At 44.8% G+C, this 13672-nt stretch carries 11 protein-coding genes; 7 read left to right on the forward strand and 4 right to left on the reverse strand.

The genetic code is table 11. From position 1 onward, the window contains the following. Positions 1–266: 266 nt before the first annotated feature. The 4 genes from VA249_RS04905 to VA249_RS04920 form a co-directional block, all read right to left on the reverse strand. On the reverse strand, positions 267–3341 hold the full coding sequence (locus VA249_RS04905) for an error-prone DNA polymerase (RefSeq protein WP_221069151.1): 3075 nt from the start codon (positions 3339–3341) through the stop codon (positions 267–269). A gap of 48 nt (positions 3342–3389) precedes the next feature. Continuing rightward, complete coding sequence (locus tag VA249_RS04910) at positions 3390–4793, reverse strand: Y-family DNA polymerase (RefSeq protein WP_221069152.1); 1404 nt, start codon at positions 4791–4793, stop codon at positions 3390–3392. A 4-nt stretch (positions 4794–4797) separates the two neighbouring features. Beyond that, positions 4798–5490: a translesion DNA synthesis-associated protein ImuA gene (imuA, locus tag VA249_RS04915; RefSeq protein ID WP_221069153.1), complete on the reverse strand. Its 693-nt coding sequence runs from the start codon at positions 5488–5490 to the stop codon at positions 4798–4800. A gap of 130 nt (positions 5491–5620) precedes the next feature. Further along, a complete protein-coding gene (locus VA249_RS04920) occupies positions 5621–6361 on the reverse strand; it encodes a YciK family oxidoreductase (protein WP_221069154.1) in 741 nt (246 codons plus the stop codon). Between the two features lie 313 nt (positions 6362–6674). Here VA249_RS04920 and sohB point away from each other — a divergent pair, with 313 nt between their 5' ends. The 7 genes from sohB to pyrF all read left to right on the forward strand — a co-directional run bounded on the left by sohB (position 6675) and on the right by pyrF (position 13325). Continuing rightward, positions 6675–7736 (forward strand): protease SohB, encoded by a 1062-nt coding sequence (gene sohB / locus VA249_RS04925; protein WP_221069155.1) that lies wholly within the window; start codon positions 6675–6677, stop codon positions 7734–7736. A gap of 212 nt (positions 7737–7948) precedes the next feature. Continuing rightward, positions 7949–8629, forward strand: coding sequence for a (d)CMP kinase (gene cmk / locus VA249_RS04930; protein ID WP_128811200.1), 681 nt, complete (start codon positions 7949–7951; stop codon positions 8627–8629). Positions 8630–8739: 110 nt separating this feature from the next. Then, the gene (rpsA, locus tag VA249_RS04935; protein ID WP_221069156.1) at positions 8740–10404 is read left to right on the forward strand and encodes a 30S ribosomal protein S1; all 1665 of its coding nucleotides are present in this window, start codon (positions 8740–8742) and stop codon (positions 10402–10404) included. Positions 10405–10616: 212 nt separating this feature from the next. Further along, a complete protein-coding gene (gene ihfB, locus VA249_RS04940) occupies positions 10617–10901 on the forward strand; it encodes an integration host factor subunit beta (RefSeq protein WP_005438967.1) in 285 nt (94 codons plus the stop codon). 140 nt (positions 10902–11041) lie between these two features. Continuing rightward, on the forward strand, positions 11042–11335 hold the full coding sequence (locus VA249_RS04945; protein WP_221069157.1) for a lipopolysaccharide assembly protein LapA domain-containing protein: 294 nt from the start codon (positions 11042–11044) through the stop codon (positions 11333–11335). Positions 11336–11353: 18 nt separating this feature from the next. After that, on the forward strand, positions 11354–12529 hold the full coding sequence (gene lapB, locus VA249_RS04950; protein WP_211919671.1) for a lipopolysaccharide assembly protein LapB: 1176 nt from the start codon (positions 11354–11356) through the stop codon (positions 12527–12529). A 94-nt stretch (positions 12530–12623) separates the two neighbouring features. Further along, a complete protein-coding gene (gene pyrF / locus VA249_RS04955; RefSeq protein ID WP_221069158.1) occupies positions 12624–13325 on the forward strand; it encodes an orotidine-5'-phosphate decarboxylase in 702 nt (233 codons plus the stop codon). The last annotated feature ends 347 nt before the right edge of the window (positions 13326–13672 follow it).

Raw genomic sequence — 13672 nt, forward strand, 5'->3', positions numbered from 1 at the left:
GCGTGATAAATTTGCCATGGTTTGTTATGCTTTTTAAACATATTTTTTACACTAAATATGTAGCGTATATCACGTCACTTTTTACCTATTAGTCACTAAATATAGGGTACTTCCTTTTCATGATATGGCTAACATCGAAAGTCGTTATGACTTTATCCGTGTTACTGTATAGGAAATACAAGAAAGAGCGTATGGAAGCGGAAGCTGATAAATAATTCAGTGGATCGACAGAGGGAGGGGAACCTCCCTCTTTTACGTTCTATTCTCTAATGGAAATCTCGTGATTTATTTTGCAACTCGGCAAGATGGTGCGTGTAGTCAATAAGTTTTCCTGCGATCACATGAGTGACTTCCCCCTCGCGCTCTAAAATGCCTTTCACCATAAGTATTTTTGATGTGAGGTACGCTTGTTTTTGTGCACGGGCCGTAGCGCCCCATACCACGACATTAATATTGCCAGTATCATCTTCTAAAGTGAAAAAAGTGACGCCAGCAGCGGTGCCAGGAGATTGTCTGCCCGTGACGACTCCTACGACTGTCACTAAGGACTTGTGCGCTTTTTCTACGAGCTGTTTCATTCGGGTAAAGCGCGGCAATTGACCCGCTTCCTCTAGCAAGGTTATTGGGTGGCGGCTAAGCGACAATCCAGTGCTGGCATAATCTTCAATTAAGTTCTCATACTCAGATGGTTGTATTTGGTAACTCGGCATCGATTCTTCCATATGATTGAATAAGGGCAAATCAGATAGCGAATCCATTGCTGCCCAGCGAGCGTTATAGCGGTTACCAGACAGGATCTGAAACGCATTGGCAGAGGCAAGTAATTCAATATCACGGCGGTTTCGTAAGATCTGTTTGACCTCTTGGATTGAGCGATAGCCTGTGTTCGGACGATGTTCGATCAATCGCAAGATACTTTCTTGATTCAGCCCTTTTACTAAGCGAAAGCCCATTTGAACACCAAAACGGCCATTGGAACATTTAACCAGATGGTGCTGATACGAAGAATGATTGACGCAGACAGGTAACACCTCTACTCCGTGTCGGCGAGCATCTTGGACCAGTTGCGAAGGGCTATAAAAACCCATCGGTTGGCTATTTAGTAGGGCAGTATAGAACTCCGCAGGGTAGTAATATTTCAACCATGCAGAGCAGTAAGCCAGCACAGCAAAAGAGGCAGAGTGACTTTCTGGGAAGCCATACTCACCAAAGCCACAAATTTGGTCAAAGATGCGCTCAGCAAAGTCTAAGTCATAACCGCGTTCACGCATCCCATCGATAAGTTTTGGTTTGAACTTGGCGAGATCGCCGTTCTTTTTCCATGCTGCCATTGCTCGGCGCAGTTGGTCGGCCTCACCGCCACTGAACCCGGCCGCCACCATCGCCAGTTTGATCACTTGTTCTTGGAAAATCGGCACGCCCATGGTGCGCTCTAGTACGCTTTTGACTTCTTCCGATGGATAGCTGACAGGCTCTTCGCCATTACGTCGCTTAAGAAATGGATGCACCATGTCACCCTGAATTGGGCCCGGGCGAACAATGGCAATCTGTACCACTAAGTCGTAGTAACGTGTCGGCTTTAAACGTGGCAGCATGCTCATTTGCGCGCGAGACTCAATTTGAAATACGCCAACCGTATCTGCTTTTTGGATCATGTGATACACGTGCGGGTCGTCTTGTAAGCGCGTGATCTCGGCAATCGACAGTGATCGCTGGTGGTGCTTCTCAATCAGTTGAAAGCATTTACGTATCGCGTTCAACATGCCGAGTGCGAGCACATCGACTTTTAATAGCTTTAAGCTTTCTAAATCATCTTTATCCCATTGAATAATGGTGCGATCTTCCATTGAAGCATTCTCGACAGGCACCAGTTCATACAAAGGACCAGAAGAAATCACAAAGCCGCCTACGTGCTGAGATAAATGACGCGGAAAGCCGATGATCTCGTTCACTAACTGGATAAACTGCTGACCTTTTAACGATTCCGGCTGTAATCCCGACTCGATGATTTGCGCTTGCCAACCTTGGTCACGATCACGTCGATTAACGTTCTTGATGAAGAAGTCCAATTGAGTTTCTTCAATCCCTAACGCTTTACCTACTTCTCGTACGGCACTTTTAAAGCGATAGCTGATCACAGTTGCAGCTAAAGCAGCACGCTCACGGCCATACTTTTTATAGATGTATTGAATGACCTCTTCACGGCGCTCGTGTTCAAAATCGACATCAATGTCTGGTGGTTCATCTCGTTCTTTGCTAATAAAGCGTTCAAATAAGACCGAGATTTGTCTAGGGTCGACAGCCGTAATTTCTAGGCAGTAACACACCACCGAGTTTGCCGCAGAGCCACGACCTTGATAGAGAATACCTCGTTGCTTGGCGAACATTACGATGTCGTGAATGGTGAGAAAATAATACTGGTACTCCAACTCTTTGATGAGCTTGAGTTCATTTTCAATCGTGTGATTGATTTTGGCAGGTACGCCATCAGGAAACCGCAGTTTTTTACCCCGCTCAACCAACATACGCAGATAAGAGTCTGGCGTGTAACCATTCGGGATGAGTTCTGTTGGGTATTCGTATTTCAGCTCTGAAAGCTTGAATTCGCATAAACTGGCGATATGAGTGCTTTCTGCTAGCCATTCGGATTTGTAAATCCGAGACAGTTTGTTCAATGGACGCAATGCTCGTTCTGCATTGGATGAACGACTAAAGCCGAGCTTGTCGACGCTACAACCATGCTTGACTGCTGTCAGGACATGCTGCAAAGGTAAACGTTCAACAGCATGCATTAAGACGCCGCCACAAGCGGTAATCGGCAATTGGAACTCGTTTGCTAATAATTCACAGTGTGTGGTGTAGGCATCGTCGTCACCACCTAAATGACGCTGAATCGCAACCCATAAGCGGCCGGAGTGATGCTGCTGAAGCCAACGTCCCCAGTAATGGTCACTCTCTTGATGAGTTGGGAGCCACAGCACGAAACAGTGACGAATCGACATCAAATCCCATTCAGACAATTGATAACGGCCTTTCTCACTGCGGCGTCTCGCATTGGTGATGATACGGCACAGTTCTGCATAAGCTTTGCGGCAAGGGCAAAGCAGTACCACCTGGCATTCTTCATTGAGCCAAAACATGCTGCCGACAATCTGCTTGATATCGAGTTTATGTTGCTCGATGGTCGCATGGGCTTTCACTACGCCAGCAACCGAGCACTCATCGGTGATCGCAATGGCTTGATAGCGATAAAACGCCGCTTGCAATACCAACTCTTCTGCATGAGAAGCGCCAGTGAGAAAGGAGAAATTGGACTGACAAAACAACTCTGCGTAACTCATAGCGACCTAATAAAAATTACTGTTGATTTAACAAAAATAACCGTCGATTTAACAAAAATAGCCATGGAGAAACCAGTGCTTGTGTTGATCGCGAAATATCCATAACCAGCGACCTTGCTTGGTATGCGCAATATAGTAATCTCGCATGATCTCATCGCCGTCCCACCACCCAGAGACAATACGCTCTGGTCCATGGACTAACGATACTTGCTCTTGTAGCGCGATAGGTTCGGGTAATTGCATCGCGGGGCGCAGCAGAGCAGGGATGGTGTTAATTGATACATCCGGCTCGTCAGCTGGGCGATATTGGCTGGCTTTCTCTGGCCTTGGGTCGCAGGCAATATTGGGTTTGAGTACCGCGCTTTTGCCCAATTTCGCTTGCAATAAAGAGAGCAGCTCTAATGCGTTCATTTGTCCTTTTTGCCCAGCAAAGATGTCGCGTGCAGAGCTTAAAGGTTCACCTTGGCGTTCTACTTGTAACGTCAGACCGATAACAGGGCCGTTTAACATGACGGATTCCAAACTCAAACTTGCGAGTTGTTGCCAACGTTGACACAAGTAATCGCCTTGTGCGGATGTGAGCTGAATGTGCTGCTCTTGTTTGTCTCGCTGGTGGAGTGTTAAACGCAGCTCAAATGCAACTTTATCGCGCAGCTTAAGAAAGGTTTCGAGTTGATGCAGTAACTTAACGAGCGGTTTTTCTACCCATTGTACGTTTTCAATTTCAAACAGTAATTCCAGATACACTTGGAATGATTCGGTTGGATGGTAAAAATCAACAGGGTGTTTGAATTGCCCAGTCAGTCGGCCAGCGTAGTTCACCAAATCAATGTCGAAACGGCGCGCGATGTCTTGCAATGGCAACTCAAGCAAGCCTTGTAGAGTGGTGACGCCTACACGTTGTAGTTTCTCTACGGTAGTGTTTGATAAATCCGTCAATGTTAGCGGCAGTGGCGATAAGGCTTGTTGTATGGCAGATTTGTCTTCGTTGATGACGTTCGTCCCTGCTAATGCCATCAATTTGGCAGAAAAAGGCGAAAAGCCACATCCGAATTGAAAACTCAGTTTCAGCTCCGATAAGTGAGCGCTGACTTTATTCCAATAGTTTAGTAGCCCGTCATACAGATTAAGCATTGGGGTGGCGCGCAGTAAAATACCTTGGTTTGGCATGAGTACGACATCAGATGTGATCAAATACAACCACCGAGCAATTTCTTGTAGCTTGCTCAATTCGGTCTGTGGATGATACGGATGCACTTGTAAATCTCGGCACAAGGACGCGGCACTGCCTAAGCCCATGTTTGGCTTAATGCCTTGTTGCTCGGCGATCTCGTTGTATTGAATGATCCGACAGCGCTGGCTTTCTACAATCACCACCGGCTGCTCTTGATTATCACCAAAGAGGGCATCGAGTTGCAGGCGAGGGAAGTGCAAGTAAATCCACAAAGCCATATCTCTAACCTTGTTGCGCCAATGGGAAATTCACCACCGTCGACGGAATGTGAGTCGTGGTTGGCATCACTAATTGTGGGTAGCGATGTTGGAAGTTGATGTTGACACTGCCTTTGCTCCAACCGCCTTTGCGTTTCAGTACCTCGACACTTATGCCTTGTTCGTGAGCTTGCAGTTTCAAACTGAGCGACACTGGCAAGGATAAGCGATTACTCATGTTGGGTTTGAGCATAAACAGAGGGCAACAGCCTTGCTCACTTGCCACTTGCAGACGTTTTACTTGGTGGATCTCTAACTCATCTTGCCATAGCAAAACGTTGGTACACGCGCCGCTTTTGAGGCATTGCTCAGCCGCCCATAACGCATCTCTGGAATGATCTGGCGTCACAATCCATACTTGGTTAATGTCCAAACCAATGCTGTGCAGGAACAATGAATTCATCAGCGCTGGTGGTTGAATGAATGCCGTTACCCCTCTTGAAAGCGATGCTTCTAAGTAAGGCGCAAGCAAACGCAGTTCACCAATACTGCCAATTGACTCCATTTCTACTACGCCATAGGGAGGGAAACCGCCGCCGAGTAGTGCATCTAATTCTGTAAAGCCAGAACTATGCAGAGTTTGATGAGTATCTGCTTTGGTTAAATTTGCTTGCCAAACAAGATGTTGGCTTTTTAAGTGTTGGATGATGTCTTGCATAGAATGATACCTGTATATTTGTACAGTATATTTCCATAAGAAAAAGTCGCAAGATTTTTGTAGTGAGGAAGATGAAAAAAGACAGCATTAGCTGTCTTTTTGAACGATTGTGTCAGGTAATTTAAGCCGATTACTTTGGTTGTGCGTCGATACACTGGCCGTTTACATCAGTGACTGCTGGGTCCATCAAATGAAGATATAACGGCATAATGTCTAAAGGCGTTTTTAGTGTGTTTGAATCTTCGCCCGGGTAGGCTTTTTCACGCATGCGAGTGCGTGTCGCACCTGGGTTGATGGCATTAACTCGCATTGGCGTATCGCTCAATTCATCAGCGAGAACTTGCATCATACCCTCCACCGCGAACTTAGAAATGGCGTATGGGCCCCAGAAAGCACGCCCAGAGTGACCAACGGTCGAAGAGGTAAAGATGATGCGACCCGCTTCTGCCTTACGCATAATAGGCAGCAGCGCTTGAGTCATCAATACTTCGGCTTTCACGTTGATCTGCATGATGTCATCGAAGTCTTCTTCGTTGATTTGCTCAAATGGGCATAGCGCGCTAAGGACACCTGCATTGTGTAATAGGCCATCTAAACGACCAAACTGTCCCTCAATGGTTTCCGCCATATCAATATAGTGCTGTTTAGTCGCACCTTTGAGATCGAGCGGGATAATCGCTGGTTGAGGGTAACCCGCGGATTCAATCTCATCGTAAATGGATTCAAGGTTTTTAACATTTCGACCGAGTAGAATCACTGTAGCACCGTGTTGTGCATAAGAAAGTGCTGACTGGCGACCGATGCCATTTCCTGCACCAGTTACAAGAATGACTTTACCTTTTAAGGCATCTGCTGAAACGGAGTAGTTCACGGTGATTATTCCTTATTATTGTATATAGTTCCGATATATAGACACGACATCCAAGCGACACAGTTAGATAGGCATATCTGAGATGATATGAACATAAAGCGTGCTGTTTCTCACTGGAAAATCTTGGTAATCGTGACAAGATGGTTACAATACACCAATTCATGTGTTATACCAATTCCAGCGCTTGAGTTGCATGTTTACTGTATTGCTGTATCGGTTTTTATATTGAAACAAATAGTTAGCCGTTGTACACAAATGGTGTTTTACATGATATGCATAGGCAAATTACTGGTATGAGATAGAGGAACTCTCATTGGAATTTTTATTAGATTACGGCCTGTTTTTGGCCAAAATTGTCACCGTTGTTGCAGCCGTCATTGTATTGTTGGTGATTGCAAAATCTGCGGGCAGTCGCTCGGGGACTGCGAAAGGTGAATTGGAAGTAACTAACCTTTCAGAACGTCATAAAGAAGCGATTGAGCAACTAGAACATCATCTACATGATGAGGCATTCATTAAAGCTCGTGATAAAGCCGTTAAGAAAGAAGAAAAAGAGAAAAACAAATCACGCGAAAAAGAAATCAAACAAGCCAGTAAAGATGGCGCGCTAGATAGCAAACGTGAACCTCATCTATTTGTATTGGATTTCAATGGCAGCATTGACGCCAAAGAAGTGGGCTCTTTACGTGAAGAAATCACTGCTGTATTAGCGGTGGCACGAGAGGGTGATGAAGTGCTGCTTCGCTTAGAATCTGGCGGCGGCATGGTACATGGCTATGGTTTGGCATCTTCTCAACTTGATCGCATTAAGGCCGCAGGATTGCCATTGACTATTTCTGTCGACAAAGTGGCAGCAAGTGGTGGTTACATGATGGCATGTGTTGCAGACAAAATTGTATCTGCACCTTTTGCCATTGTCGGGTCTATCGGTGTCATCGCACAGATTCCAAACTTTAATAAGTTACTGAAAAAACACGATATCGAATACGAACAACTTACCGCAGGTGAATACAAGCGTACGTTAACCATGTTTGGTGAAAATACAGACAAAGCGCGTGATAAGTTCAAGCAAGAACTGGAAGAAACACACGTTCTGTTTAAAGATTTTATTCGTGAACGCCGTCCTGCACTGGAGCTTGAGAAAGTGGCAACAGGTGAGCACTGGTTTGGTACGCAAGCGAAAGCGTTGGGGCTTGTGGACGAAATCAGCACATCAGATGACTTAGTCGTCGCAGCATGTAAAGAAAAAACCGTGCTATCTATCCATTATGTGCAGAAGAAAAAGCTGGCAGACAAGTTGGCCGGTGTGGCAAGCAAAGTCGCTGACAGTGTGGTGCTTAAATTAGCAGAGCGCGGTCAGAAGCCTATTGTTTAATCACATAGATAACGTTCGAACATAAAAACAGCGAGAGTGAAGATTCTCGCTGTTTTTATTTGAACTTTTTACAATGGCGTGAATCAAAAGCGTATTGGAAATGTAATGCTTTACGCGACATTTTTCCTCGCTCCATGGCGCGATTCGCCGTATAATGCGCGCCTCGAAAACCGAGCAAATTGCTGAAAAAGAAATTATAGGTGGAGAAGAACATGTCCTCTCAAACTCCGGTTGTAACCGTTGATGGACCTAGCGGCGCAGGTAAAGGCACGCTGTGTATGTTGCTAGCTAAGAAGTTGGGCTTTCAACTTCTCGATTCTGGCGCAATCTATCGTGTGCTTGCACTCGCTGCAATTCACCACGGTGTAGACACTGAGTCAGAAGATGCACTTGTCCCACTCGCGACTCACCTAGATGTTCAGTTCATCGCTGAAGGCGACCTCGTTAAAGTGATTCTTGAGGGCGAAGACGTTTCTGGTGAGCTTCGTAAAGAAGAAACGGGGATGGCCGCGTCTAAAGTCGCTGCTTTGCCACGTGTTCGTGAAGCATTATTGCGTCGTCAGCGTGCGTTTGAATCAGCGCCTGGCCTCGTTGCTGATGGCCGAGATATGGGCACGGTTGTGTTCCCAACGGCGCAAGCAAAAATATTCCTTGATGCGAGTGCAGAAGAGCGTGCAAATCGACGCCTTAAACAGTTGCAAGATAAAGGGTTAGATGTTAAATTTGCTGACCTTTTAAGCGAGATCCAAGAGCGTGACGATCGAGATCGTAACCGCCCAGTGGCACCACTACGCCCTGCTGAGGATGCGCTTGTGCTAGATTCTACGTCGATGACTATCGACGAAGTGGTAGAAAAAGCACTACAATATATCGAATCGAAGCTAGCTGAGTAATTACGCTCAGTTAGACTAAGAGCGTTGGTCGCAAGGATGATGACTGGCGAATTTAATAACCCCATGCGGTAGGATACCCGTGGAAGTTTAATTTATTGAAGATTAAATAAATGACTGAATCTTTTGCTCAACTCTTTGAAGAGTTTCTAAACGAAACAGAATTCCAACAAGGCAGCATCGTTAAAGGTACTGTAGTAGCTATCGAAAACGGTTACGTTCTTGTTGACGCTGGTCTTAAGTCTGAATCTGCTATCCCTGCTGAACAATTCAAGAACGCTGCTGGCGAACTTGAAGTTGGTGCTGAAGTAGACGTAGCTCTAGACGCTGTTGAAGATGGTTTCGGTGAAACTCAACTTTCTCGTGAGAAAGCTAAGCGTCACGAAGCTTGGATCGTTCTTGAGAAAGCTTACGAAGAAGCTGAAACTGTTGTTGGTATCATCAACGGTAAAGTTAAAGGCGGTTTCACTGTTGAACTAAACGGTATCCGTGCTTTCCTTCCTGGCTCTCTAGTAGACGTACGTCCAATCCGTGACACTGCTCACCTAGAAAACAAAGAGCTAGAGTTCAAAGTTATCAAACTTGACCAAAAGCGTAACAACGTAGTTGTTTCACGTCGTGCAGTTATCGAATCTGAGAACAGCGTTGAACGTGACGAGCTTCTAGAAACTCTACAAGAAGGTTCTGAAGTTAAAGGTATCGTTAAGAACCTTACTGACTACGGTGCGTTCGTTGACCTAGGTGGCGTTGACGGTCTTCTACATATCACAGATATGGCTTGGAAGCGCGTTAAGCACCCATCTGAAATCGTTAACGTTGGTGACGAGATCCAAGTTAAAGTTCTTAAGTTCGATCGTGAGCGTACTCGCGTATCACTAGGTCTTAAGCAACTAGGCGAAGATCCATGGGTAGCAATCGCTAAGCGTTACCCAGAAGGTCACAAACTAACTGGTCGCGTAACTAACCTAACTGACTACGGCTGCTTCGTTGAAATCGAAGAAGGCGTTGAAGGTCTAGTTCACGTTTCAGAAATGGATTGGACTAACAAGAACATCCACCCATCTAAAGTTGTTAATGTTGGCGACGAAGTTGAGGTTATGGTTCTTGAAATCGACGAAGAACGTCGTCGTATCTCTCTAGGCCTGAAACAGTGTAAAGCTAACCCATGGCAGTCATTCGCTGAAGCACAAGCTAAAGGCGACAAAGTTACTGGTAAGATCAAGTCTATTACTGACTTCGGTATCTTCATCGGTCTAGACGGCGGCATCGATGGTCTAGTTCACCTATCTGACATTTCTTGGAATGTTGCTGGCGAAGAAGCTGTACGTGAGTACAAGAAAGGCGACGAGATCTCTGCAGTTGTTCTAGCAGTAGACGCTGAGCGTGAGCGCATCTCTCTAGGCGTTAAGCAAATGGAAAACGACCCATTCAATGCTTACGTTGCTGATAACAAGAAAGGTGTTCTAGTTAACGCTACTGTAACTGCTGTTGACGCTAAAGGCGCTACAGTTGAAATCGCAGAAGGCGTTGAAGGCTACATCCGTGCTTCTGAAGTATCTCGCGATCGCGTAGAAGATGCTTCTCTAATCCTAAGCGCTGGTGATGTTGTTGAAGCGAAGTTCACAGGTGTTGACCGTAAGAACCGCGTAATCAACCTATCTATCAAAGCTAAAGATGAAGCTGAAGAGCAAGAAGCAATGGCATCTATCAACAAGCAAGACGAAGCTGCTTTTGGTAATGCAATGGCTGACGCTTTCAAAGCTGCTAAAGGCGAATAATTTACTCGCTTAAGCTAAAAAGGAGCCGCAAGGCTCCTTTTTTATTATCACGATAAAATTAGTACTAATACTAATGCCGATAATTGCTTAAAAAAAAGCCATTTTCTGATTGCGCATTTTGCATAAAATTTGTCTAGAATTGATAGCAAGTGTTTGTTGGAATTAGTATTACTTACTATAATAGGTGATAAAGACACTCAAAGAGGGCAACCATGACTAAGTCAGAACTGATTGAAAGACTCTGCGCTGAGCAAACACATTTATCAGCGAAAGAGGTAGAGGATGCTGTAAAAGATATTCTAGAGCATATGGCCTCTACGCTAGAGAGCGGTGACCGTATTGAGATCCGTGGCTTTGGTAGTTTTTCTCTTCATTACCGTGAGCCTCGTGTAGGCCGTAACCCTAAAACGGGTGATAAAGTAGAGTTAGAAGGTAAATACGTTCCTCACTTCAAGCCTGGTAAAGAGCTTCGTGAGCGCGTAAATATCGATAGTTAAGACTATCTCATTAGTTTGAAAAAGCGGCATACTCTCGTGTATGCCGCTTTTTTATAACTAGAATATTGGTAATATACGTGGTCTGAAGAAACATTTTCCTGCATAATCTTACCTACTTACTCCTCAAAGGGTGATGTAACATGAAAATTATAAAAATCATTGCTGTTTTAGCTCTCTTTTTAATTGCACTGGCATTAGGCTCTCAAAACCAAGAGATTGTCACATTCAATTATCTTTTGGCGAAAGGTGAATTTCACTTATCAACACTATTGGGTGTGGTCTTTGTGGGCGGCTTTGGCCTTGCGTGGGCAATTTTTGCTAGCATTCAATTTAAGACTCAACTTCAAGTTCGCCGTTTGAAAAAGAAACTTAAAAAGTATGAGCCCGCTGTTGCAGAGAAGCCTGCAAAGCCAGCAGTCGCAAAACAGGCATAAGGATAAGGCTTAACTTTAATGCTTGAACTACTCTTCTTGTTATTGCCTATAGCCGCTGCCTATGGCTGGTACATGGGGCACCGCAGTGCTCAGCAAGACAAGCAGAAGCAATCTCATCAAATATCCCGTCAGTATGTGACGGGTCTTAACTTGCTTCTATCTGATCAGTCAGATAAAGCGGTTGACCACTTTATTGAATTGCTCCAAGTTGACGATGAAACGATAGATACTCATCTAGCGTTAGGTAATCTTTTCCGCTCTCGCGGTGAGGTCGACCGTGCAATTCGTATTCACCAAAACCTCATTTCTCGTTCTGGTTTAACGCTAGATCAGAAGAATCTCGCACTTCAACAGCTTGCTAAAGACTACATGGCTTCGGGTTTCTTAGACCGAGCAGAAAAAATCTTTGAGCAGTTGGTAGAAGAGCCTGACCATCGCGAAAGCGCACTTCAGCAACTTGTGACTATTTACCAGCAGACGCGAGAGTGGGAAAAAGCCATACATTACGCCAATCAGCTAGCTAAGATGAGTAAGAAGCGCACTCGAATTCGCATAAATATTGCTCATTTCTGGTGTGAACTTGCCATGTTGGATCAAGCGGATGGTCATACCAATAAAGCGATTCAACATTTCAAAAAAGCATTATCAGAAGATCCAAAATGTGTACGAGCGAGCATTGCCCTTGGTCGTATTTATTTGGAATCAGAAGATTACAAACATACCATCAAGTATCTAACGGGTGTGCTTGAACAAGACAAAGACTTCATTAGTGATGTTTTGCCGACGGTCGCAGAATGTTACCACCACTTAGGCCAAGAAGACGAGTTGGTCGAGTTCTTACGAGCCTGTATTGATAAGAAAGCTGGCGTATCATCTGAGCTCATGCTGGCGCAGTTAGTCGCGCATCATGAGAGTGTTGGTGCAGCGCAAGAGCTGTTGACCAAGCAATTACTTAAAAACCCAACCATGAAAGGTTTCTACCGTCTGATCGATTATCATATTGCGGAAGCTGAAGATGGCCGTGCAAAAGATAGTTTATCGACGCTACAGGCAATGGTTGGTGAACAACTAAAAGTAAAACCACATTATCGTTGTAGGAAATGTGGATTTTCTACTCATTCCCTTTATTGGCATTGTCCATCTTGTAAGGGATGGGGGACGATTAAGCCAATCCGCGGATTGGACGGTGAATAAATTTTATGCAGCAGGCAGAATGTTTTGTCCGCTGCATTTTTTTAACTTTTTTTCTTTAACAAGAACTCAAGAACAAAAATAATTAGGAGATGAAATGATCGACCAAAAAGTTATTGTCGCACTGGATTATGATAACCAAGCGGATGCGCTTGCATTCGTAGACCGAATTGATCCTGCGTCATGTCGCCTTAAAGTAGGCAAGGAAATGTTTACGCTATTTGGTCCTGATTTCGTACGTGAACTTCATAAACGCGGTTTCTCTGTGTTCCTAGACCTGAAGTTTCATGATATCCCAAATACGTGTTCAAAAGCGGTGCGTGCAGCCGCTGAACTAGGTGTATGGATGGTGAACGTACATGCAAGTGGTGGTGAGCGCATGATGACAGCATCGCGCGAGATTTTAGAGCCTTATGGTAAAGATCGCCCATTACTTATCGGTGTTACGGTGTTAACGAGCATGGAACAGAGTGACCTAGCGGGCATTGGCTTGAATGTCGCTCCTCAAGATCAAGTCATTCGTCTTGCGACGTTAACGAAGAACTCTGGCCTAGATGGTGTTGTATGTTCAGCACAGGAGTCTTCTTTGCTTAAGGGTGAGCTTGGTAAAGAATTCAAATTGGTGACGCCAGGTATTCGTCCTGCAGGCTCAGAGCAAGGTGATCAACGCCGTATTATGACACCAGTCGATGCGATTCAAGCGGGTTCGGATTACTTAGTGATTGGCCGCCCAATTACTCAAGCGAATGATCCTGCCGCAGTACTTAAATCCATCAATAACAGTTTAGCGAACATGTAAATTTCGTTACATTGGAAACGAAAGGTGAAGTGGAAACACTTCACCTTTTTTTATTTTTCCTGTTCACATCTACATATCTGCACATTTGTAAGTGTCGTCTCTGGCTGGAGAGTTAGATGATGGTACTGTTGTGATCACATTTTACTAACATAAGTCGCTGCGACTGAGTGAAAGTGCAACCATGTGTTATGGACGGGTTGCGTTACAAATGTGTAACGAATACTATGATGTGGATGCATTCACTGCGTTGTAAGGTCTAGGATGGCCTCGTGAAACTCTCTGATATTAATGCAGAAGTGAGTCGGATTTCACTTTGTATTAGTCACGATTATTTCCTTTACTATGCT

This window comes from Vibrio alfacsensis, assembly GCF_019670485.1.
In the GTDB taxonomy this organism is placed as follows: Bacteria; Pseudomonadota; Gammaproteobacteria; order Enterobacterales; family Vibrionaceae; genus Vibrio; species Vibrio alfacsensis.

Coding starts and splice junctions, on each gene's coding strand:
- lapB (WP_211919671.1), top strand. CDS start 11,354: ATGCTTGAACTACTCTTCTTGTTATTGCCTATAGCCGCTGCCTATGGC.
- VA249_RS04905 (WP_221069151.1), bottom strand. CDS start 3,341: ATGAGTTACGCAGAGTTGTTTTGTCAGTCCAATTTCTCCTTTCTCACT.
- cmk (WP_128811200.1), top strand. CDS start 7,949: ATGTCCTCTCAAACTCCGGTTGTAACCGTTGATGGACCTAGCGGCGCA.
- VA249_RS04945 (WP_221069157.1), top strand. CDS start 11,042: ATGAAAATTATAAAAATCATTGCTGTTTTAGCTCTCTTTTTAATTGCA.
- VA249_RS04910 (WP_221069152.1), bottom strand. CDS start 4,793: ATGGCTTTGTGGATTTACTTGCACTTCCCTCGCCTGCAACTCGATGCC.
- rpsA (WP_221069156.1), top strand. CDS start 8,740: ATGACTGAATCTTTTGCTCAACTCTTTGAAGAGTTTCTAAACGAAACA.
- ihfB (WP_005438967.1), top strand. CDS start 10,617: ATGACTAAGTCAGAACTGATTGAAAGACTCTGCGCTGAGCAAACACAT.
- imuA (WP_221069153.1), bottom strand. CDS start 5,490: ATGCAAGACATCATCCAACACTTAAAAAGCCAACATCTTGTTTGGCAA.
- pyrF (WP_221069158.1), top strand. CDS start 12,624: ATGATCGACCAAAAAGTTATTGTCGCACTGGATTATGATAACCAAGCG.